At 62.9% G+C, this 26,878-nt stretch carries 1 protein-coding gene; it reads right to left on the bottom strand.

Going from position 1 to position 26,878, the window contains the following annotated elements:
* Positions 1-85 precede the first annotated feature (85 nt).
* Positions 86-26,878 (bottom strand): non-ribosomal peptide synthase/polyketide synthase, encoded by a 26,793-nt coding sequence (locus PCS43_RS29480; RefSeq protein WP_209908833.1) that lies wholly within the window; start codon positions 26,876-26,878, stop codon positions 86-88.

Below are 26,878 nucleotides of genomic sequence, written 5' to 3' on the forward strand. Positions count from 1 at the left end.
GCCGCTCCTCGTGCTCGATTGCGGTGCCCGGCAACAGCTCGGTGGCGCTCGCTTCGCGGGCGTGCGGCTTGGTGGCTTGAAGTTGTCATGCCCGTTCGGGGTATCCGGAAAACATCGAGAGCACCCGGGCGAGCACCGGTCCGATGACCGCCATGGCCGGAGGTTCGATCATCTCGTTGTGTTCGCAGCGCACGGGCACCTCCACGATCCGGCCCGTCACGAGTGGGCTCCATTCCTGCGGCGACCTGTCGCGCGGAATCGTGTCGTCGTCTCCGGATGCCAGGAAGATCAGCAGATCTCCTTCGTAGACCTGGGGAACGAACTGGTGCGTGATTCTCTGCGAAGTCTCGTACCCTCGGGCAATCCGTTCGAGGTCCCGACCGTCGACTCCCGTCTCGGGCCCGAGCCTCCGGGCCAACACGGCCGCCGCCTCGTCGAAGGTCAGATCTCGGTCGGTCTCGATCTCGAGGCCGAGTCCTCGCAGTATGTCTCGGACGTCGAGTTCGGCTGACGCAGGGGCATCGCCGTTGTCGGGGTAGCTGTCCATGATCGCCAGTGTGGCGACGTCGCGGCCGGACGATTGCAGTTCGACGGCCATGGCGTGCGCGATGACTCCGCCAAGGGACCACCCGAGTAAGTCGTACGGCCCGTCCGGCGAAACGGCCTCCACCTCTTCGACGTAGCGATGGGCTAACTGTTCGATCGACTGATAGTCACCGTCGTCGCTGAGAGCGGGGAGCTGAAGTCCGTACACGGGTCTGTCCTCGGGCAGATACCGCACCAAGCCGGCATACCCCCAGGACAGGCCGATACCGGGGTGCACACAGAACAGCGGTCGCCCAGTCCCTTTCGTCCGCAGTGGAACAACCACGGCGAGAAGCTCTTCCATACCGGCGTCGGCTGTCGGCATGTCGAGGCGTCGAGCGATTCCAGCGGGTGTCGGGTCGAGGAACATCCACTGAAGCGGGATTCTCCGTCGGAAACGAGAGTGCAGTGCGCTGACGATTCGGGTGGCCACCAGGGAGGACCCGCCCAGGTCGAAGAAGCTGTCGGTAGTGCTCACCCGGTCGACACCCAGAACCTCGACGAACGAGTCGACCACGGCGCGCTCGGTGTCGGTGACCGGCTCGCGGAACTCGGCTGCAGCCGAACCGAATTCGGGTTCCGGTAAGGCCTTTCGGTCGAGCTTGCCCACCGGTGTCATCGGAATCCGCTCGAGAAGCACCACTGCCGACGGAACCATGTGCGAGGGTAGTCGGTCGGCTGCGTACGCCCGTATCTCGTCGGTGCCGGTGGCGTCAGCAGCTGACGCACGCACGTACGACACCAGGACCGTTTCACCCGACGGTCCCGTGTGGCCGACAGTCGCGGCGAAGTCCACCGACGGATGGCGTGAGAGAACTGCATCGATTTCCCCGAGTTCGATCCGAAAACCACGGACCTTGACCTGGAAGTCGCTGCGCCCGATGTATTCGAGCGTGTGATGCACTCCATCGCCGGAGCCGACGATTTTGGCACTGTCACCGCCGGATTCACGCCAACGCACGACATCTCCGGTGCGGTACATCCGGCGCCCCGGCGACCCGTACGAGCACGCGACAAATCGTTCCGACGTGAGCGACGCCCGATTATGGTACCCACGTGCCATACCTGGACCGATGATGTACAACTCCCCCGGCACGCCCACCGGGACGGGCTGCAAACGCTCGTCCAGCACCAGGAAGCCGAAGCCCACTGCCGGCGAGCCGATGTTCACTCCCGCACCGGGTTTCATCGAATCGCTGACGCTCGCCTGCACGGTGGTTTCAGTCGGGCCGTAGCCGTTGTGCAGCCTCCGACCCGGCGCCCATTGCGCGACGACCTCCGGCGGGCAGGCCTCGCCCACCAGATCGAGAACACGGAGCGCCTCGAAACCGTTGTCACCCAACGCCGCCAGCGCGGTCGGTGTAATGGTGGCATGAGTGACCTGCTCGCGCCGGAAAACATCGGCCAATTCGGCGCCACCGTACACAGCAGGCGGAACGATCACGACTTGCGCCGAGGCGCTGAATGCCATCGTCAACTCGAAGATGGAAGCGTCGAAACTCGGCGATGCCAACTGAGAGACATGAGAGTCGTGAGTGACCTCGAACCTCTCACGAGTTTCGGCCGTGAAGCTCGCCAAACCTCGATGAGTAATGTTCACTCCCTTGGGTTTCCCGGTAGATCCCGAGGTGTAGATCAGGTAGGCCGGATGATCGAGGTTCAGTTCACCGGTTCGATCGTCATCGGTGATCGGTTCCGGCGACAGCGCGGCTACCCGCCGGGCGAAGTGTGGGTCGTCGAGTTCCAGCCAGGGAACAACGTCGGGTAGGTGAGTTCGGCTGGTCTGAACAGTCAAACCGAGCGAGGCTCGGCAATCGGCGAGCATGTATTCGACGCGCTCGCGCGGATAGGCCGGATCGACAGGCACAAAAGCCGCTCCGGCTTTGGTCACCGACCAGATCGCCACCACCGATTCGATCGAGCGAGGCATTCCCAGTGCCACGAAGGTCTCCGGGCCCACACCGCGACCGCACAACTCCCGGGCAACACGATTCGACCACTCGTCCAGGTCGCGATAACTGAGCTGCCGGTTCTCGAGCGACAGGGCCACCGAGTCAGGATCGATCGCCACGGCGTCCGCCAACAACTCAGGCCACAATTTCGGAGGTACTTCGGGGAGCCCGTGCGCCGGCGTCAACTCGCGACGTTCGAGATCGCCGAGTAGGTCGATGTCACCGATCGGTACCTGCGGATTCCGGGTCACGGCCTCGAGCACACGAACGAACATGTCGGCAAAACCGCCGACCGTACCGGGGTCGAAGAGATCAGTGGCAAAGTCGACGGCTCCGCTCATCCCTCCCGGTTCACCGCGATCGTCGTACTCCTCGGCCAGAAGGAATTCCAGGTCTACCTTCACTACCTCGAGTTCAGGGTCGATCCCACGGACTTCCAGTCCCGGTAGCTTCAGAATCGGTCGTTTGTTGTTCTGGAATTCCAGCGACACCGAGGAAATCGGTGCATAGGCGCTCGACCGTTTCGGCCCGACCGCGTCCACTACCCGCTCGAAGGGCACGTCGGAATGAGCGAACGCGGCGAGGTCGACTTCGCGGCAATGCTCAACCAACTCCCGGAACGATCGAGCCGGATCCACCTGTGTGCGCAGTGCGAGCGTGCCGACGAACATGCCGACCAGATCATCGAGGGCACGATCTCCCCGGCCGGCGATCGGCGTGCCGATCACGATGTCGTCGGTGCTGCCCAAACGTGCCAGCAAGAGCGCGAGCGCTGCATGCACAGTCATGAATGCAGTGGACTCGTGCTGCCGCGACACGTTCCGAATACGGCGGTGAAGATCACTGCTGATCGAGAAGTGAATCCGCGAGCCGTGAAAACTCTGTTGCGTCGGCCGGTCTCGATCGAGCGGAAGTTCCAAGAGGTCGGGAGCACCTGACAATGCACGTCGCCAGTAAGCCAACTGCTCGGCGATCACCGACCCGGGGTCGTCGACTGAGCCCAGAATCTCCCGTTGCCAGAGCGCGAAGTCGGCGTACTGGACTGGAAGCGGCGTCCACTGGGGATCCCCGCCGTACGCGTGGGCCTCGTATGCAATCATCACGTCTCGGGTCAACGGAGACATCGAGAAGCCGTCAGCCGAGATGTGGTGCACCACTACGGCAAGCACGTGTTCGCGCTCATCGATGGTGAACAACGCTGCCCGCAGGGGAATTCGTGCGGCGACGTCGAAACCGGCCGAGACCATCCGGGCAAGCTCGTCACGGAGATGATGTTCGTCGGTCACCGATGTCTCGGTCAGTTGCGGCAGCTCGGCGCTCTCGGTGGGCAGGATGTGCTGGACCGGTCCGTCACCGTGGACCGGGAACATCGTTCGCAGCGATTCGTGGCGGGCGATGACATCGGACATCGCTGATCTCAAGGCCGGTTTGTCGAGTTCACCGCTCAACCGCACCACGAGCGGAATGTTGTATGCAGGAGAACTGGTGTCGAGTTGATTGACGAACCACATCCGCTGCTGAGCAAACGACAAGGGGATGTTGTCGGGTCGGGGGCGCGGTCCCAGTCGCTCCGCCCCTTCGGCAACCGACTGGCCGATCACCGTAGCCAACTCGGCCACCGTCGGCGTCTCGAACAGATCCCGCACGCCTACGGTAGCTCCGAGCACCGCCCGTAGCCTCGCCGCGACCGAAGTGGCGCTCAGAGAATTTCCACCGAGCTCGAAGAAACTGATGTCGGTACCGACTCGTTCGAGGCCGAGCACCTCGCCGAACACGTCCGACACTGCCTGTTCGACCGGGCCGACCGGGGGACGGAAATCCCCTGTGGTCGTCTCGATTTCGGGTCTTGGCAACGCCGAACGGTCGACTTTTCCGACAGCGGTCAACGGAATGTTCTCCAGCACCGTGAGAACGGCAGGCACCATGTGCGAAGGCAAGCGCCGGGCCACGGCGCGACTCAGGATCCTGGTGTCCAGTCGACCCGCCGTGGGCACGACGTACGACACGAGTCGGGTGTCTCCAGTGAGGGCGGAATCGGCAACCGTAACGGCAAAACCGACGTTGGGCTCCGACATGAGCACACTGTCGATCTCACCGAGTTCGACACGGAAGCCTCGAACCTTGACCTGGAAGTCGCTTCGCCCGACGTACTCGACACACATGTCCGCCGTCCATCGCACGATGTCGCCGGTGCGGTACATCCGCGTTCCTGGGTCAGCCGGGTTGGCAACAAAGCGTTCTGCCGTCAACCCCGCCCTTCGGTGATATCCCCGTGCCACGCCTGGTCCGGCCAGGTACAGCTCGCCGGGGACCCCGACGGGAACCGCTTGAAGTCGAGTGTCGAGCACCAGTTCGCTGACGCCCCTGACGGGTCCACCGATGGTGATTGGTTCTCCGGCGGTCATCGGCGGGCTGACGTTGGACATGATCGTTGCTTCGGTCGGTCCGTACGCGTTGTACAGGCGGCGGCCAGGTGCCCAGCGAGCGACGAGGTCGGGCGGGCACGCCTCGCCCCCGAATACGACTTCCGAAAGTTGTTCCAGCCCAGCCGGGTCCACCGATGCCAATGCCGCTGTGGTGACGAACGCGTGCGTGACGGCGTGCTCTGCCAGAAGTTGCGCCAGGTCCTCGCCCCCGTAGATCCCGGGTGGAGCGACAACCATCGTCGCCCCGGCTCCGAAAGCCTGCAGATATTCGAAGAGCGACCCGTCGAAACTCGGAGTGGAGAAGTGCAGCGTGCGTGATTGTGGAGTTGCGCCGTAGCGTTCGAGCTGGTCTCGGGCGAAGTTGTCGAGCCCTCGCTGCGTGACCACGACGCCCTTGGGCACGCCGGTCGACCCCGAGGTGTAGACCACGTAGGCAGCTGAATCCAACCCGATCGGACGGAGTCGGTCGTTGTCGGTCAACGGGCTCCCCGAGAATCCCTCGCACTTCTTAGTGAAATGCGGATCGTCGATAATCAGCCACTCCGCGATATCGGGCAATCGATCTCGGCCCGCGGTGGTGGTCAATCCGAAGCTGACCTTCGAATCGATCAGCATGTGATTGATCCGCTCGTCCGGATAGTCGGGATCGATCGGCACGAACGCAGCGCCTGTCTTGGCGACGGCAAGTATCGACACCACGGACGCGAGAGAACGTGGGACACCGACCGCTACATAGTCCTCGGTTCCCAGGCCGTGCGAGACGAGCATGCGAGCAATGCGATTGGAAAGGATGTCCAGCTCGCCGTAGGTCATGCTGCCGTCCGCCGATTCCACGGCCGGTGCGTTCGGATCACGCTGGGCTGCCTCGTCGAAGATCTCCGGGAAGACGCGCGACGACCCGCCGGCCGTGCCACGGACTGGCACCAATTCAGCATGTTCGGAGGCTGCGAGCACCGACACCACAGCCAAGGGACGATCCGGCTGGGTACACGCTTCGAGTACGCGCCGCAGTCGTCCGGCGATCTCTTCGATGTCGGCGGCACCGAAAACCTCGGGTATGTACTCGAATTTCAGGCGGAGCCTGGTGTCGACCGATGCTACGAGGCTGAGCGGGTAGTGGGCAGCGTCCTTGGCTTCGACATCGGTGATCCGGACCCCCGCAATATCGGTATCGGACGAAAGCCCCTGACGGTCAACGGGATACGATTCGAAGACAGTCAACGTGTCGAATCCGATCTCCGGCCCCGCGCCTACGTGGATCTCGGAAAGCCCGAGACAGTGGTGATCCGACAGCTCTGCTTGCTCGGCCTGGATCCGCGCGAGGAGTGTGCCGATACTTTCACTCGGGCGCAGCGTGATTCGGACCGGAATTGTGTTGATGAACAGCCCGACCATGGTTTCGATCCCGGTCAGCTCGGGAGGTCGACCCGACACCGTCGCTCCGAACACCACATCGTCTCTCCCGGTCAGTGCAGCAAGGACGATCCCCCACGATGCCTGAACAATCGTGTTGATCGTCAGCCCGAGTTCACGCGCCATTCCGCGAAGTGAGGTTGTGAATTCCTCGTCCAGATCGAACACCCACTCGGCCGCCATGGTGGAGAGTCGACGCGATCGAACCGCTGGAGCCAACAGCGTCGGTCCTTCGACTCCGCTCAGCGTCCTCGCCCACACAGCTCGGGAAGCTTGCTGATCGCGGCGGCTCATCCAGGTCAGATAGTCGCGATACGCGCGCGCGTGAGGCAAGGCCGCCACTTGACCGTCGGCGGCATAGAGCGTCGCCAATTCCCGGATCAGCAGGGGCATGGACCAGCCGTCCAGAAGGATGTGATGATTGGTGAGCACGAGCGTGAACTTTTCGGGGGCGAGAGCGATCAGGGTGAATCGGATCAACGGCGCCCGTGCCATGTCGAACGGGCGCGCTCGGTCCTCGGCCAGCGCTCGATCAATTTCCTGATCTGGTGCACCAGTGAGGTCGATTTCCTGCCACGGCGCTGCCACGTTGCTTCGGACCACCTGGACGGCACGGCCGTCGGCGCTGTGAAGGAAGGCGGTACGCAGGTTCTCATGCCGGCCGAGCAGCGCGTCGGCGGCGCGGCGCAGGCGCTCCGAATCGACTGCGCCGGCTAGATCGAGAGCCACTTGTACGAGGTATGCGTCGACCGATCGTTCGGCCAATTCGGCGTGGAACAACAACCCCGCTTGCAGTGGAGAGAGTGGCCAGACATCGCTCAGGTCGGGACACCGACTTTCGAGGTCGTCGATCGCCTCCTGTCGAAGATCGACCAGATCGAAGTCCGAGGGTGTGAATCCGCCGCCGCCCGCCGCGAACTCTCCGAGCCCGGCCAGTGCGCCGAGCCACCACTGCCCCAGTTGCCGAACGTCGTCCGCACCCAGAATGTCCGGTGGGAACGTCCAGCCGGCAACGAGCTGCGGACCGTCCTCGGTATCGCTGTCGACCGTCATCACGTTGACCTCGAGGACGCTGGCGAGTGGGAGATCGACGGCCGCAACCGTCCGCAGGTCCTCGTCACGGATCGGTACCCATCCCGCTGAAGCGTCGGCGTCGGATCCACCGACGCGTCCGAGGTAGTTGAAACTGATCTGGGGCTCCGGAAGTTGCGAAAGTGTTGGTGCCGTTTCGCGGTTCAGATAGCGCAGCAACCCGAAGCCGATGCCGCGGTCCGGCACCGCCCGGAGTTGTTCCTTGACGGCCTTGGCAGCGACGCCCGCAGCCGGGCCGCCGGCGAAGGCGTCGCCCGGATCCACTCCGCTCAGATCGATCCGCACCGGGAAGATCGACGTGAACCATCCCACCGTGCGAGCGAGATCTGCCCCGGGAACCACCTGTTCCTCGCGTCCGTGCCCCTCGAGACTGATCAATGTCTCCGGATTGTCGATGCCGCGGTCCATGCGCCAGCGGACCATCGCAAGTGCCAAAGCCGTCAACAATCCGTCCTCGACGCTCCCGTGAATCGCCTGCGGAACTGTCGTCGACACGGCCTCGGTCAATCCCGTGGGAACTCGTACTTCGATGTCAATGGTGGCCGAGGCGGTGTCCCTCTTCGTCAGGGCGCGCACACCCAGAGTCGGATCCGGGCCCTCGAGCACCTCTCGCCAATAGTCGATTTCAGCGACCCGATCCGGCTCGCGCGCGGCGTCGACGAGGCCATGTGCCCATCGACGCATCGAGGTTCCGACCGGAGCAAGTGACGGGTCGACGCCTGTCTGCACCTGCGCACAGGCAAGTGCAAGATCGGGGATCAGGATTCGCCAGGAAACGCCGTCCGTCACGAGGTGGTGCGCCACGATTAGCAACTGTTTCCGGCTCTGCCGGTCCTTTTGAATCTGTCCGTCGGTGTCGAGCAGGACTGCCTGCACCATCACACCTGCCTCCGGGTCGAGCCGCCCCAGAGCTGCGTCGAGTTCTGTCGAGACCGTCTCCGCGGCAGAACCCCCGAGGCTCCCGTGGCGTACGACGGTCTCCGCCCGCACCGTACCTACAGGCGCAACGTCCATCCGCCGAGCGGATTCAGGATGATGCGTCGCCCGGATGCCTGCGCGGAGGATGTCGTGGTGGTCCAGCACAGCCTGCATGGCCAGTGTCAGCGTGACCTCGTCGAGCGTGGCAGGAACCGAGAGCAGAACAGATTGGGAGTACCGGCGAAAATCTCCACCACGGTCAAGCATCCATTCGACGATCGGCGTCAATTCGATCTCACCGACGCCGCCGCCAGGCAATTCGTCGACGACGACACGGTTGCCAGCCGTTCCGGCCGTCTCGGACAGCGCCGCAACAGTTTTGCGTTCGAACACCTCGCGCGGTGTGATCAGAACTCCGGCAGACCTGGCGCGCGTCACCAACTGGATGGACATGATCGAGTCACCGCCTAGAGTGAAGAACGAATCGTCGACCCCCACCTCCTCGAGTCCCAGAACTTCGGCGAACAGACTCGCAAGGATGTTTTCCGTCGCGGACGCGGGGCCACGACTTACGGTTGCCTGTCGCCCGAAGTCAGGTTCAGGCAATGCATTCCGGTCGAGCTTTCCGTTCACCGTCAGCGGCAAACCCTCGAGAACCGTCACGACAGCGGGGACCATGTGGGGCGCCAACCTCTGTGAGACATACTCGAGCAACGCCGCCGGAGAGATAGTGGCACCGGACTCCGGCACCACGTAGCCCACCAACCGGTCTCTGCGGGCTACCACCGCCGACTGAGACACGCCCACTCCGGAGAGCAGTGCAGCCTCCACCTCGCCGAGTTCGATTCGGTACCCCTTCACCTGCACCTGCAGATCGTTTCGTCCGAGGTACTCCAGCTGCCCGCTGTCGTTCCAGCGCCCCAGGTCACCGGATCGATACATACGCGCACCACTGACCGCGAGGTCGGGAATGAACCGCGCGGACGTCAGACCGAACCGGCCGAGGTATCCGCGTGAAACCTGATCACCGGAGACATACAGTTCACCCACCACACCGGGCGGCACCGGGTGCAACCGCTGATCCAACACATACACACGCAATCCGGGTAACGCCCGACCAATCACCGAGGCCGATCGTTGACGCACCAGCACACGATCGAGCGGTAAATGGCTGACGTGCACAGTGGTCTCCGTGATGCCGTACATGTTGACCAGATCTGGTGACGAAGTCCCGCGACGGGCGTACCAGCGCGTCAACTGTCCGAAGTCGAGCGCTTCTCCGCCGAAGATCACGTAGCGCAATGACAGGGCCGCACCCCCGGTAAGCCGGTCGGCTTCCGCCAATTGATAGAAGGCGGTGGGAGTTTGATTGAGCACCGTGACACGTTCGTGCCGTAGCAATTCGAGGAATGCCTCTGGTGAACGGGCCGTGAAGTAGTCGACCAGTACCAGTCGGCCACCGTGTGCGAGTGCGCCCCACATTTCCCAGACCGAGAAGTCGAATGCCTCCGAATGGAACATCGTCCACACATCGCCGCTGCCGAAGCCGAAGAGCGCTCTGGTGTTTGCCAGCAACGTCACTACGCTGCGGTGAGAAACCTGCACCCCCTTCGGGCGCCCGGTGGACCCCGAGGTGTAGATCACGTAGGCCACCGATTCGGGCCGGAGCGGTAGCAGCCGATCTCGGTCGGTCACCGCAAGCGGAGAAAACCTGTGCAGCGCATCGAGAATCACCGGGTCGTCTACCGCAATCACTGGAATCTCGCTGTCTGCGATTGCGTCACTGTCTCGTATGTAGTCGCCGTCGGCCCGGGTGGTCAACACACACTTCGGCCGGGCGTCACGCAGCACGAAGTCCACCCGGTTTACCGGAGAAGTCGAGTCCACCGGTACGTATCCGCCACCCGCCTTCACCACCGCCAGCAATGCCACCATCAGGTCGATCGAGCGGGCCATCGCGACTGCCACCAAGGTTTCCGGCCCCACCCCCTGCGCCACCAACAGTCGAGCAAGGCGGTTTGCTCGCTCGTCGAGTTCGCGGTACGTAACCGACAATCCGCCGCAGCGCACCGCCACGGCAGCACCGGACGTCAGCGCCGTGCGATCGAAGAGATCCGACAACGAATCCTCGTCTGTTCCGGCGCCAGAGGGCGTGGGCGCAACCAGCAACCCGCTGAGTTCGCCGGCCAGAATCATGTCGATATCACCGACGACCACCGACTGGTTCTCGGTCACGGCGCCGATCACTCTTTCGAAGCGCGCCGCGATGCGCGCCACCGACATTCGATCGAAAATATCTGTTGCATAACGGAAACCGGCGCTGATACCAGCGGGCTCACCGTGCTCGTCGACGTGCTCCATCACACTCAGTTGCAGATCGAATTTCGCAACCGCGAGATCGACGTCGAGCGAGCGAACCGTCAGTTCCGGCAAGTCGAAGCGCAGTCCCGTATCGGTCTGGAATTCGAGGAGTACCTGAAACAGAGGTGAATGCTCGGTGGAACGGTCGGGCGAGAGGTAATCCACCAACCTCTCGAAGGGGATGTCTGCATGGTCCAGAGCACCGAGATCCGTTGACCGCACCGCGGCCAACACCTCGGCAAAGGTTGCTCCGGATGAGACAGGTGTGCGAAGGACGAGCGTGTTGACGAACATCCCGACCACATCGTCGAACACCGATGCACCGCGACCTGCGACCGGAGTCCCGATCACTACGTCGTCCGCTGTAGTGAGCCGTGCCAGCAATACCGCCAGAGCCGCATGCATCACCATGAACAGAGACGAACCGTTCTGGTGTGCGAGTTCGTTCAAAGCTCGATGGATCTCGGGCGAGAAGTCCATCGAAACCACCGCGCCCTCGGCAGACCGTTTCGAGGTTCGTGGTCTATCGAGAGGGAGCGGCAAGACGTCCGGAATACCCGACAGCTTCGCTGTCCAATAATCGAATTCGGCCGAGGGCGAAGTTTCCGGACCAACGTCTGCGTCGACGATCTCACGCTGCCAGAGGGTGTAGTCGGCGTACTGAATCGGCAGCGGCACCCAGTCCGGGCTCCGACCTTGCGTGCGCGCGGTATATGCACTCATCAGGTCGCGTGCCAGTGGTGCCATCGAGAAGCCGTCTGCGGCGATGTGGTGAACAACGATCGCGAGTACATGCTGCTCCGGTCCGGTTCGGAGTAACCTCACGTGCAGCGGGAACTCTTCGGACACATCGAATCCGATGTCGAAGAACGCGTGCAAGTCCGTGAAAAGCCCCTCGCCGGGAATCAACACGGGGTGGATTCGAGGAGCAGCGACCGCGGGTTCGGCGATCACCTGGTAGGGCCCGTCTGCGGACGCAGGAAAGATCGTTCGAAGAGATTCGTGCCGTTCCACCACATCACCCAGCGCGGCTTGGAGCGCACCCGAATCCAGGAACCCGTCCAGTTGTAGTGCGACGGGGATGTCGTAGAGCGGAGACGACGTGTCGAACTGGTTGACGAACCACATCCGCGATTGCGCGAACGACAGCGGAATACGTTCTGGCCGTGCCCTACTCGTGAGGGGCACACGAGTAGCTCCCTCGAGTCCAGGCTCGCCCGGCGCGGAGTCGATTGGATCTATCGAGGCCGCCAGGTCCGCGACCACGGGGGCGTCGAACAGTGCATTGACCCCCATATTGGTGTGCAATGCGGCGTTGATGCGGGCGATGACTCGAGTGGCGCTGAGGGAATCCCCGCCGAGTTCGAAGAAACTGTCGTCGGCACTCACCTGGTCGAGACCGAGAACGTCGGCAACAGCACGGGCGATTCCGATTTCGGCAGGAGTGGCGGGAGTCCGAAACGCAGCGCTCGCAAAATCAGTGTCCGGGAGGGCTTTACGGTCCAACTTCCCATGCACCGTCACCGGAAACTCCCCCAACACCACCACCACCGACGGCACCATGAACCCCGGAAGAGACCTCCGCACCCCCTCCAACACCACCACCTCATCGACCACCACCCCCACCTCACCCACCACAAACCCCACCAAAAAATCCCCACCCACACCCGACCGCAACACCACCACCGCACCAGCCACCCCCACCTGAGCAGCCAACACCGCCTCCACCTCACCCAACTCCACCCGCTGCCCCCGCACCTTCACCTGAAAATCCGTGCGCCCCACAAACTCCAACACCCCACCACACCCCCACCGCACCACATCACCCGTCCGATACACCCGAGCACCCACCACCCCCGACACCGGATCCGCCACAAACCGACCCACCGTCAAATCCACACGACCCTCATACCCCCGAGCCACCTGCACCCCACCCACATACAACTCCCCCACCACACCCACCGGAACCGGCCGCAACCGCGAATCCAACACCAACACCCGCGTATTCCACACCGGCCGACCAATCGGAACACCCACCCCCACAACACCCTCCACCCGATGAAACGTCACATCCACCGACGCCTCCGTCGGCCCGTACAAATTCACCAACTCCGCACCACACACCCCCGCAAACCGCCCCGCCAACACCGACGACAACCCCTCACCCGACACAAACACCCGACGCAAACCCGAACACCCCACCCCCAACTCCCCCACGCTCAACTCCCCCACGAACACCTCCAACATCGACGGCACAAAATGCACCACCGACACCCCCCACCGCTCGATCACACCCACCAAATACACCGGATCACGATGCCCACCCGGATCCGCCACCACCAACCCCGCACCCACCATCAACGGCCAAAACAACTCCCACACCGACACATCGAACGACACCGGCGTCTTCTGCAACACCACATCCCCCACACCCAACGGAAACTCCCCCTGCATCCACAACAACCGATTCACCACCCCCGCATGCGACACCACCACCCCCTTCGGACGACCCGTCGACCCCGACGTGAACATCACATACACCGCATGCTCAGGCAACAACACCCCCAACCGATCCCCCACCCCCACCGGACCACCCGAAAACCCCGAAACATCAACACAACCCACATCAACAAACCCCACCCCCACCGGCAAACACCCACCATCACCAACCCGCGACAACACCACCACCGGATCCACCACCCCCACCACAAACCCCACCCGCTCCACCGGCGCACCCACATCCACCGGAACAAACACCCCACCAGCCCGCACCACCGCAAACACCGCCACCAACAACTCCACCGACCGCGACAACGCCACACACACCCGCGACTCCGGACCCACCCCCAACGAAATCAACAACCGCGCAAAACGATTCACCCGAACATCGAACTCACCCCACGACAACACCACCCCACCACACACCAACCCCCCACCACCCACACCAGCAAACCGCCCATCCAACACATCCACCAACGTCAACCCCCCCACCACAACCCCCACACCATCCCAACCACCCACCACCAACCCACGCTCACCGGCGACAAACACGTCGACCTCACCGACCGGTGTATCCGCGTTCGCTGCGAAGGCGGCAAGAATCCGCGACATTCGCTGTGCAATGGTGTCGACCGCGGCGCGGTCGAATGCCGCCGGCTGGTACCGCAGGCTGACCTGCAGCGTCGGTTCCGCGACCGACAGCACGGTGAGCGGGTAATGCGTGGCGTCGCGGGCATTCACAGCGGTGACGCGCATACCGGCAATGTCGGTGTTCCCGCCCATCCCCGAGGTATCGATCGGATACGACTCGAAGACCGACAGTGTGTCGAACAAATTGCCTGTCCCTACGACAGATTGAATCGCGCCGAGTCCGACATAGTGATGATCGAGCAGAGCTGTCTGCTCGCTTTGCAGTCGAGCGAGCAGCTGCGTACACGTCTCGTCCGGATCCAGTTGCACTCGGACAGGCAACGTGTTGATCAGCAGCCCCATCATGTTTTCCACACCAGGCAACTCGGGTGAGCGGCCCGAAACCGTGACGCCGAAGACGACGTCGTCACGGGAAAGCATCCGAGACAGTAGGACACCCCACGCCGCCTGGATCACCGTGTTCATCGTGATCCCGCTCCGTTGGACCAGCGCACCGAGTCCGTCGCGCACTGAATCGGGTAGATCGACGGCAACCTCTTCGGGCACCAGCTGCTCCGCGATCGGCGTCGAAGGCGCCAACAACGTCGGCTCGTCGACGCCTTCCAAGGCGTCCTCCCACGCCGCGAGCGAGGTCTCCATATCGCGGTGCATCAACCATTCCAGATAGGCGCGGTAGGAGGGAGTCTCGGGAAGATCGGCCGGGGCCCTCTCGACCGGGAGACCGTCGGCCGCGTATCGCATCAACAGTTCGCGAACCAGCAACGGTATCGACCAGCCGTCGAGAACGATGTGATGGTTCGTCACCACCAACACGCACCTCGTCGGCGAGGTTCGCAGCAGCGTCAGCCGAAGCAGCGGCGGCGAAGCGAGGTCGAAGGGTGCACTGCGGTCCTCGTCGAGGCGGCGCTCCAGATCTGCGTCGGTTGCCGATCCGCGATCACTCAGGTCGACCTCGGTCCAGGGAATCACTGCATCGTCGACAATCAACTGCACCGGTAGGCCGTTCACGTCGTAGAGAAACGCTGCACACAGATTCGGGTGGTTTGCGAGTAGTCCGGCAGCAGCGCCGCGCAAACGCTCGGAATCAACCGCTCCTTCGAGCTCGACGCACAACTGCGCTGTGTAGACGTCCGTCGACGTGGCCGCCAGTGAGGCATGGAACATCAGCCCGGCCTGAAGAGGCGACACCGACCAGACATCGCGCAATCCGGGGAAATCGTTCTCCCAGCGTTCGATCTGTTGTTGGTCCACCGAGACCAGGGGAATGTCCGACGGCGTCAGACCGCCCGCATCAGGTCGCGACGCGTGCGCGGTGAGTCCGTCGAGCGCACGACGCCACAGTTCCGCGAACTCCGCGATGTCAGACCTGTCGAGCACTCCGCGGGGAAAGGTGAAAGATGCTGTCAGGCAGGGCCCGTCGACATGGTCCTCAACCGCCGCGTTGATGTCGATCACGGACGCCGCAGGCATGGACGGGTTCTGGGTTCCGCCGAGCCTTCGATTGCCCTCCACCGGCAGCCAGTCCTGTGTTCCGTCAGAGGAGCTGATCCGGCCCAGATAGTTGAAACTGATCTGAGGAGAACGGAATCGGCCGAGTGGGTCGCTCTCGCCCGACAGGTACCGCAACATCCCGAATCCGATTCCATGATCGGGGATCGCACGCACGTACTCTTTGACAGCTTTGAGAGCCCGCCCGGCGTCGGCGCCACCTGCCAGTGCGTCGTCGACGTCGATTGCGCCAAGTTCCACGCGCACCGGGTAGAGCGTGGTGAACCAACCAACGGTGCGAGCGAGGTCTGCGCCGGGAACCGCTCCTTCCTCGCGCCCGTGTCCTTCGAGCGTGATCAGGGCGGCAGCGGTATCCATACCGCGGCGTCGTCGCCACTCGATCGAGGCCAACGCAACAGCGGTGACGAGTCCGTCGTTCACGCCGGCGTGGAATGCCGCAGGAACCGTGGTGAGAAGGTTCCTGGTCGCCGAAGGCGAGATGTCCACTGTAACGGTGTCGACCGTGTCGTCGACGTCGATCGTGGGATCGAGTGGGCGCGAACCGATCAACGGGTCATCGCCGTCCAGGATCGTTTTCCATATGTCCAGTTCGACGCTCCGGTCGCCCACGTGCTCGACAAGCCCATGCGCCCATCGCCGGAACGACGTTCCGATCTGTGGCAGTTCGGGCGTGACACCGGCCTGGAGTTGTGCTGTCACCGACGCCAGGTCGGTGACCAGAATGCGCCACGAGACGCCGTCGACAACCAGGTGATGAATCACCACAAGTAGTCGGCCCCGCCCGGTCGACACGTCAGGTTTGTCGGCCAGGTCGAACCAGATCACGCGCACCATGTCAGCCGTGGCGGGATCCAAGCTGTCGGCCACGGCCTCGAGTTCTCCCGACGCCAAGGCCCTGAAACCTTCGTCGTCCACCGAATCGACAGCTACGCGGTGGATCAGTCCTTCGGCCGAGATCGAGCCGGGTGGTAAGACTTCCATGACCCGGTCACTCTCAACCAAGCGAGCTCGAAGCATTCCGTGGCGGTCCAGCAACACCTGGAGACCACGGACAAGGAGGTCCTGGGTGAGATCAGCGGGAGCTGTCAGCAAGAGCGCCTGGGAGAACCGTTTCACTCCGCCGCCACGCAGCCCGCCACTGCTGCGGTCGAGCATCCACTGCGCCACCGGGCTCAGTGGAACAGTTCCGACAGCGGATCCCGGTAGCTCCGCGAGTACATCAGGCCTGTCCTGCTCAAGGTGCGCCGACTCGGCAAGCGCGGCGACGGATTTGTGGTCGAAAACATCTCGGGGTGAGATGATCACACCCGCATCGCGAGCGCGGGCCACCAATTGGATGGACATGATGCTGTCGCCACCGAGCTCGAAGAACGAATCATGCACTCCTACCGCGTCGAGACCGAGAACCTGCGCGAACAGAGCGGCAAGAAGATTCTCGGTTTCCGTTCGCGGTGGCCGGTCGGGTGTGGCGGCGGACGAGAAATCGGGTGTGGGAAGCGCTGCGCGGTCGAGTTTTCCGTGAACCGTCAGCGGAACGGCGTCGAGCACCACCACCGCCGCCGGCACCATGTACGACGGCAGGCGCTTGCCTGCATGGGCGAGGACGTCTCGCGGATCGACACTCGCTCCGCGATCGGGAACCACGTAGCCGATCAACCGATCCCTGCCGTCGCCGTTCCAGACGGCCGTCACCGCCTGGGCCACGCGCGGGTGCGTCTGCAGTGCCACCTCGACTTCCCCGAGTTCGATGCGGAACCCACGGACTTTGACTTGGGCATCGGTGCGCCCGAGATACTCCAGCCGTCGGTCGGGCGTCCACCGCACGCGATCGCCCGTGCGATAGATCCGCGTTCCCGGCGCACCGAAGGGATCTGCGACAAACTGCGTGGCGGTCAACGGGTATCGCCGATGATAGCCGCGAGCGAGAGCCGGCCCGGCAAGATACAACTCCCCCGCGACACCTACCGGTACCGCTCGCAGACGCGAGTCCAGCACTACCTCGCTGAATCCGCGAGTAGGTGTGCCGATAGTGACCGGGTCGTTCGGAGCCAGTGCCGCACTGATGCTCGACACGACAGTTGCCTCGGTAGGACCGTAGGCGTTGAACATCTTTCTGCCCGGAGCCCAGCGGGCCACCAATTCCGGCGGACACGCTTCCCCACCTGTCACGACACAACCGACAGTGGTGAGACCGTCTGGGTCGACGGACGTTAAGGCCGCCGGAGTCACAAAACAATGGGTGACGCGCTCGCGCTCCAGTAACGCCGCCAGTTCCGACCCGCCGTAGACGGTCGGTGGCACGATCACCATCGTGGCTCCAGCACCAACGGCCATCACGAGCTCGAGAACCGACGCGTCGAAACTCGGCGAAGCGAAGTGCAGAGTTCTGGATCGGGTCGTGGCGGCGAAGGTCTCACGCTCCTGGAGCGCGAAGTCGCTCAACCCGCGATGTGTGACCGTCACGCCCTTGGGTGTTCCTGTCGACCCCGACGTGTAGATCAGATAGACCGGATTGTCGATGCGAATCGGTGCCTTCCGATCCGCGTCGGTGACTTTCGATGGCGAGTACGCCCGCAGCCGTTCCTCGAAACCGGCATCGTCGAGGACCAGCCACGGCACGAGGCCGGACAATGCCGCGTTGTGAGCTCGAGACGTTATCCCCCACCCTGCACCGGAGTCGCCCAGCATGTGCTCGATACGAGCAGCAGGATGTCCCGGGTCCACGGGAAGGAATGCCGCACCTGTCTTGGCAATGGACCACACCGCCAGAACGGACTCGATGGAGCGTGGGAGACACAACGCCACCACCGATTCGGGACCCACTCCGGATTCGATCAGCATGCGGGCCAATCGGTTCGACTGCGCGTCGAGTTCGAGATAGGTCACTTCACGTTCCTCGAACACCAGCGCAACGGCGCCGGGATCCTGGGCAGTCGCCATATCTGTTGCTGCAGTCAGCAAATCCGGAAGGGTCTGAACAGCGGCGGAAATCTCACCTCGCACGGGTACCAGTTCGGCTGACTCATAGGCGTCGAGGATCTCGATATCTCCGATCCGTGATTGCGGATCCGTGATAACGCGCTCGAGAATCCGTTGCAGGCGGTCGGCGAAGCCCGCTACCGTTTCCTCGTCGAAAATATCTGTGGCATATCCGAATTCGGCGCGAAGACCGTCCGATTCGCCGGCTGCGCCGGCGTTCTGCGTCACCGTCAACTGAAGATCGAAGTTGATGGTGTCGATCTCGACGCCCACGTCGGTCACCTGCAGGTCGGGGAGTTCGAGTGCAGGCCGTTTGATGTCTTGGAACTCCAACATGACTTGAAACAGGGGCGAGTACGCCGTCGAACGTGAAGGATTCACGATCTCGACGACTCTTTCGAACGGCACGTCCGCGTGAATGAAGGCGCTCAGATCTACGTTTCGGACCTGGTCGAGGAAGTCTCCGAAAGTTGCGCCGCGGTCCACTGCAGTGCGCAACACCAAAGTGTTGACGAACATGCCCACCAGGTCGTCGAGTTCGCGCTCCCCACGCCCGGCGATGGGAGTTCCGACGGCTACGTCGTCCTCATCACTGAGCCTCGCCAGCAGCACTGCCAAGGCTGCGTGCACAACCATGAAGACCGTGGCGTTGTGTTTGCGCGACAGGGCAACCACACCGGCATGCACCTTCGGACCGAACACGAACCTGATCCGTCCGCGTCGAAGCGAACGCACATCACCGCGCGGTCGATCGGTCGGAATGTCGAGAACCTCCGGTGCGCCCGCAAGATTCTCGGCCCAATAGCCGAGCTGTTTCGAGATCAGAGACCGAGAGTCCGATTCCGAGCCCAACCAACCACGTTGCCACAACGCGTAGTCGGCATACTGGATCCCGAGCGGCGCCCACTGCGGTGCCTCACCGTTCACACGGGAGGTGTATGCGCTCATGAGATCTCGGGCCAGCGGTACCGTGGAGAATCCGTCGGCGGCGATGTGGTGAATCACGATCACCAGGACATGCGAGTGGACCTGGTCGTCTCGCCGCAACAAGGTGGCGCGCATCGGGACCTGCTGCATGACGTCGAAACCATCCGAAACGATCTGCCGGCAACGCTCGCGCAGCTCTTCCTCTCCCTGCACAAGTATCGGTGCAAGATCCGATATCACCTGTGAGGTAGACATGATCACTTGACGCGGGCCGTCGTCAGTGAGAGGAAAAACAGTGCGCAAGGACTCGTGCCGCTCGACGACGTCGACAAATGCCGCGTGAAGTGCACTCAGATTCACTGTGCCGTCGAGCCTCAACGCGCACGCGACGTTGTAGGCGGCGGACTCGGGGTCGAACTGATTCGCAAACCACATTCGCTCCTGCGCCGGCGAAAGTGGGATATCCGTCGTCGTACCCCGCGGCCTCAACGCCGGCTTGGCCCCCTCTCCTCCGCGACACTGCGCCAACTCGGCCAGCGCTGCAACGGTAGAAGCATCGAAGACGTCGCGAATGTTGATCCGTTCGCCGAGAACAGAATTCACTCGCGCAACCAACCTGGCCGCACTGAGAGAGTTCCCACCCAGGGCAAAAAAGTCGTCGTTCACGCCCACCGTCGACGTTCCCAGCAGATCATCGAAGATTGCGGCAACCGTCTCCTCGACCGGCGTTCGTGGCGCAACATACTGCAGCGCTTGAAGTTCGAAGTTGACGTCCGGGAGGGCTTTACGGTCCAACTTCCCATGCACCGTCACCGGAAACTCCCCCAACACCACCACCACCGACGGCACCATGAACCCCGGAAGAGACCTCCGCACCCCCTCCAACACCACCACCTCATCGACCACCACCCCCACCTCACCCACCACAAACCCCACCAAAAAATCCCCACCCACACCCGACCGCAACACCACCACCGCACCAGCCACCCCCACCTGAGCAGCCAACACCGCCTCCACCTCACCCAACTCCACCCGCTGCCCCCGCACCTTCACCTGAAAATCCGTGCGCCCCACAAACTCCAACACCCCACCACACCCCCACCGCACCACATCACCCGTCCGATACACCCGAGCACCCACCACCCCCGACACCGGATCCGCCACAAACCGACCCACCGTCAAATCCACACGACCCTCATACCCCCGAGCCACCTGCACCCCACCCACATACAACTCCCCCACCACACCCACCGGAACCGGCCGCAACCGCGAATCCAACACCAACACCCGCGTATTCCACACCGGCCGACCAATCGGAACACCCACCCCCACAACACCCTCCACCCGATGAAACGTCACATCCACCGACGCCTCCGTCGGCCCGTACAAATTCACCAACTCCGCACCACACACCCCCGCAAACCGCCCCGCCAACACCGACGACAACCCCTCACCCGACACAAACACCCGACGCAAACCCGAACACCCCACCCCCAACTCCCCCACGCTCAACTCCCCCACGAACACCTCCAACATCGACGGCACAAAATGCACCACCGACACCCCCCACCGCTCGATCACACCCACCAAATACACCGGATCACGATGCCCACCCGGATCCGCCACCACCAACCCCGCACCCACCATCAACGGCCAAAACAACTCCCACACCGACACATCGAACGACACCGGCGTCTTCTGCAACACCACATCCCCCACACCCAACGGAAACTCCCCCTGCATCCACAACAACCGATTCACCACCCCCGCATGCGACACCACCACCCCCTTCGGACGACCCGTCGACCCCGACGTGAACATCACATACACCGCATGCTCAGGCAACAACACCCCCAACCGATCCCCCACCCCCACCGGACCACCCGAAAACCCCGAAACATCAACACAACCCACATCAACAAACCCCACCCCCACCGGCAAACACCCACCATCACCAACCCGCGACAACACCACCACCGGATCCACCACCCCCACCACAAACCCCACCCGCTCCACCGGCGCACCCACATCCACCGGAACAAACACCCCACCAGCCCGCACCACCGCAAACACCGCCACCAACAACTCCACCGACCGCGACAACGCCACACACACCCGCGACTCCGGACCCACCCCCAACGAAATCAACAACCGCGCAAAACGATTCACCCGAACATCGAACTCACCCCACGACAACACCACCCCACCACACACCAACCCCCCACCACCCACACCAGCAAACCGCCCATCCAACACATCCACCAACGTCAAACCCCCCACCACAACCCCCACACCATCCCAACCACCCACCACCAACCCACGCTCGGGCGCGCCCAAAATTTCCGTATCCCCTACTGGCACTGTTGGATCCGACACGACCGACCGGAGGAGGCGGACGAAACGCTCGCCGAACTCGGCGACTGTGGTGCGCTCGAAGATATCGGAGGCATAGGTGAAGGCGGCATCGAAACCCATGGGGACGCCGTCTTTGCCACGCTGCTCGGAGAGCGACAGTTGCAAGTCGAATTTGGCGACACCGACGTCGACTGGAACAACATCGACACCCAGTCCGGGTAGTTCGAGGTGGGGATCTGCGGTGTTCTGGAATTCCAACAGAACCTGGAAGAGCGGTGAGCGAGATGACGAACGCTCCGGCGCAACTGCATCGACGACTCGCTCGAACGGCACCTCGGCTTGTCCGAACGCTGCCAGATCGACTTCGCGAGTTCGTGAAAGGATCTCCTCGAAAGTCGCGGCGGTGTCAACGGTGATTCGCAGGACGACCGTGTTGACGAACATCCCGACCAGATCGTCGAGGACTTGCTCGGCGCGCCCTCCTACCGGAGTCCCGATCGCTATGTCCGGCGAGGCGCTCAGCCGTGCCAACAGAACCGCCAGCACTGCGTGCATCACCATGAACGGTGTCGTGTTGTGATTCCGAGCGAGTTCGAGGAGTTCACTGTGCACGTCTGCGGGCACCGAGAATCGGACCGATTCACCGCGCATGGATCGTTCCGCCGGTCTCGGTCGATCCAGCGGAAGGTCGATCACGTCAGGTAGACCGGCCAGGGTGGACGTCCAGTAGTCCAACTGCTTCGCCTCGAGCGTGTCCGGATCGTCGTCACTGCCGAGCAGTTCGATCTGCCATTGGCTGTAGTCGGCGTACTGCACAGGCAAAGGCGACCAGTCCGGTGCCCGTTTCGCAGCCCGCGCCGCGTAGGCGCGGGTCAGGTCGCGGGCCAGCGGCTCGAGGGATGCTCCGTCCGCCGAAATATGGTGAACCACCAGCGCAAGGACATGATCGTCCGGCGTGACCCGAAAAAGGGAGCCGCGCAGGGGCACGTTCGCGCTCACGTCGAACCCCTCGCGAGCGAGATCGGCGATGCGCCTGTCCAAGGCTTCCTCGTCCACGGATACTTCCCACGCGATCTTCGACGTCACGCGTTCCGAAGGCACTACTACCTGATGGGGGCCGTCGACCGACGCCGGGTAGACGGTACGGAGCGATTCATGCCGATCGACAACATCTCCCACCGCGCGCTGCATCGCAGCGACATCCAAGGCACCTGACAGTCGGACCACCATCGGAATGTTGTAGGCCGGGGACGACGTGTCGAACTGATTGACGAACCACAGGCGTCGTTGTGCCACAGACACCGGAATCTTGTCCCTGTACGAATGTGCCTGCAGGATTGGACGCTTCGAACGCGTGCGATCAACGCGGGATGACTTCGCATCCCGCACGTGACGGGCCAATGATTCGATAGTCGGTGCTTCGAACAAAGTCCGCACCCTGAAATCGATTTCTTCAGCGGCATTTACGCGAGCGATCAGCTTCGTGGCAATCAGTGAGTTCCCGCCCAGATCGAAGAAGTCGTCACCCGCACCCACCGTCTCGACGCCTAGAACATCGGCAAAAATCTCGGCGAGCACTAGTTCCTCAGCGCCCTCGGGCGGTCGAAAGTCGTCCGACCGAGCATCGAGCCGAGGTGCAGGTAAGGCAGCGCGATCGACCTTTCCCGCCGGAGTTACCGGCAACTCGTCGAGTAGAACAAATGCCGCAGGAACCATGTACGACGGAACACGGCTCGCGACGTACCGCGTCAGCTCGGCCGTCGAGAGCGCACTTCCGCCGGCAGGCACGACGTACGTGGTGATCATCGCTGTCCCGGAGGGAGCCGCACGCGCCACGGTGACTGCATTCTCGACCTGCGGACACGACCGCACGACGCTGTCGATTTCCCCGAGTTCGATACGAAATCCGCGAACTTTCACCTGGAAGTCACTACGACCGACGTACTCGAGTCCACGGCCACGGCGCCACCGCACCAAATCCCCCGTTCGATACATCCGCTGCCCGGGGAGGCCAAAGGGGTCTGCCACGAATCGTTCTGCGGTCAACGCGTACTTCCGGTGATATCCACGTGCGAGCGCGTCTCCCGAGATGTACAGCTCGCCCACAACACCGTCGGGGACGGGGTGCAATCGCTGATCGAGCACGATCTCCTCGAAGCCGCGGAGCGGACCGCCCACTGTGATGTCCTCCGACGACACCATCGGCTCGCCGATGTTCGACATGACGGTGGTCTCGGTCGGCCCGTACGCATTGCACAGCCGTCGGCCGGGAGCCCACCGCTGCACGAGATCCGGCGGACAGGCCTCACCACCGACCACCACTTCGCCGAAGTCCGAAAGGCCCTCGGGAGAAACTGTTCCGAGCGCCGCAGTAGTGACAAAACCATGCGTGACACGCTGGGATTCGAGGAAGTGAGACAGCTCGTCACCGCCGTAGATCGTGCTCGGTGCAATCACCATGGTCGCTCCGGCACCGAAAGCCAGCAGGTATTCGAAAATCGAGGCGTCGAAACTCGGGGTCGAGAAGTGCAACGTTCGCGCATCCTGGGTCGCACCGAACCGCGAACGCTGTTCGGCAGCAAGCGCTTCCAGTCCACGATGCGAGACCGTCACCCCCTTGGGGAGTCCGGTGGATCCGGACGTGTAGATCACGTATGCAGGACTGTCGGGCCGGATCGGGTGCACCCGATCGACATCGGAGATGGAGCGCACGGACAACCGTGCAAGTCGGCCACGGAACTCAGCGTCGTCGATTGCTATCCAGGAAATCGAATCCGGCAAACGATGAAGTTCGGAAACGACCGTGAGCCCCAGTACGGCGCCGGAATCGGTCAGCATGAAGCGAACACGTTCACCCGGATAGGTCGGATCCACCGGCACGAATGCCGCGCCGGCTTTGGTCACCGCCAACATCGCGACAACCGATTCGATCGAACGCGTCAAACCCAGCGCCACACTGTTTTCCGGACCGATGCCGCGGTCGATCAAGACTCGGGCCAACTTCGACGAACGCTCGTCGAGTTCTCGATACGTCAACTCGGCATCGAGATACGACAGGGCCACGCCTTCGGGGTGTGTGCGCGCCGCACCGTCGAACAGTTCGGCCAGGGTGCGGTGCGAAGCGCGAGGGTCACTGCGTACAGGCTGCATCGCGGATCGCTCGTCGTCGGACAAGATATCGATGTCGCCGACCATCATTGTCGGATCTGTGGTGACGGATTCCAGGACGCGCGCGAACCGCAAACCGAGGCCACGTACCGTCTCGGCGTCGAACAGGTCGGTGGCAAACGCGAGCGTCACCGTGATTCCGGACGGCGTACCCACCTCGTCGAAAGTCTCGACTGCAGACACTCCGAGATCGAAGCGGCCGAGGTCGGGAGGGTGCTCGTCAGCGCTGGCGACGGACTCGAACGTCACCTGTATCACCGGCGCATACGCAGGTACATCCTCCACCTCGAGCGATTCCGCCACCTGCTCGAGCCGTATCCCACTGTGCGGCAGCGCATTACTTCGGACCTCGACGGCACTGCCCAAGAGTGCCGTGAACGGCGTCTCCAGATCGACGCGACTCCGGATGGCGACGATGTTCGCGTCGGATCCCGCGGGCGTACCGATCACAACATCCGAAGCACCGGACAACCGGCTCACCAGGAGAGCAAAGCTCGCATGTAAGACCGCACGAGTGTCCGTCCCGAGATCACTCGCCATCGCCGTGATCCGCGCGTGGGTGTCGGCGGCGATCAGGACCTCAACCTGTGCACTGTCCAGCGATTGCGTTGCAGGCCTGGGTCGATCGAAGGGAAGTTGCAAAAGTTCGGGCGCCCCGGCGAGCTCATGTCTCCAATACTCGATGTGCCGGACTTCGCGTTGTCGTCGCTCGCCCTCTCGGGCCGTCGGGCCGTGAATGTCTGCGAGTTCGGCACCGGAATCAGACGCGATCAACTCTTCCAGCAAGCCGACAAAGTTCCGGTGGTGCTCGCGTAAACCCGCCTCCTCGTATCGGATCGGGTTTGCCCGGAAGTCGACACGCAGCCTGTCGCCGCTCGGATACACGTTGACCAGAAGGTCGTCCACCGGCCCGGAGGTGACGATGTGATACTCCCCAACCACCTCGCCCAACTGCACCTCCTGGCGAAACAGCATGACGTTGACCATGGGCCCGGCATATGAGTCTTCGCCTTCCAGACCGCTCGTCACGCCGGCGTCCCGACGGATGTCGTCGAGGCTGCAGCGCTGGTGTCGCAATGCACCCATGAGCTCATGCTGGACCTGGGCGAAGAGTTCACCGACGGTGTCGACCGCTGCGACACGGATGAGCAGTGGCGTGACGTTCACCATCATGCCGCCCGAGTCCCGCAGCACCGCCGTAGTCCGTCCGGACATCGGAACATGAATCTGGACAGTCTCTTTCGCCGTCATCCGCGCGAGGTACAACGCGAGCGCAGCGATGACCGGTGCAGCGTGGTTCTCGGATTCGTAGAGAAGGGCACAACTTCGGTCCGACATCAGTGTGCTTTCGAGTCGGCTCTCGGTTTGCGCGGGCCCAGAAGCCTCCGCCAGGCTGGATCCGGCGAGGGTGGTATTGCGCTCAGCCCAGTACTCCCGGTCGGCGGCAAATCGATCCGACATTCTGTACCGCTCGTCGATGTCGTACAGCGTGCGCAGCGTCGCGGCACGACTCGGCTGCGAGTCCTTTCTCGCCGCCGAGGCCGAGTACCGATGCGCAATGCGGTTCATCATGGTCATGGCACCGAAACCGTCGAGCGCAACATGATGGATGCGGCTGTACCACAGATAGTGCGCGTCCCCGACGCGCAGCACAGCGGTCGCGACGATTCCGTCGACTGCCAGGTCGAGCTGCGTCCGGCAATCTCGGCGCATCCACCCGAGGGCATCCTCGATCGGATCGGGGGACCCACGGAGGTCGACAAGACGGACGGTGATCTCAGATGTCTCGTCCACGTACTGCATCGGTTGACCGTCGATCTCGATCACTTTGAGCAAAGGAGATTGAAACTCGTATGCCACCGCTCGCGTTTCGCGATCCAGCAGTTCGACGTCGAGTTCGCCGCGCAGCTCCACGTAGTGCGCTATCAGAATCGGGACTTCGGGATCGAATTGCTGAGCGAACCAGGTTGCCCGTTGGGCGGCCGAGAGCGGAAAGAGCGTCTCATCAGAAGGGTCGGTCCGACTTACCTCGAAGGGTTTCAC

Origin of the sequence: Rhodococcus sp. C-2 (assembly GCF_027854095.1) — a bacterium.
GTDB lineage: Bacteria > Actinomycetota > Actinomycetes > Mycobacteriales > Mycobacteriaceae > Rhodococcus_F > Rhodococcus_F qingshengii.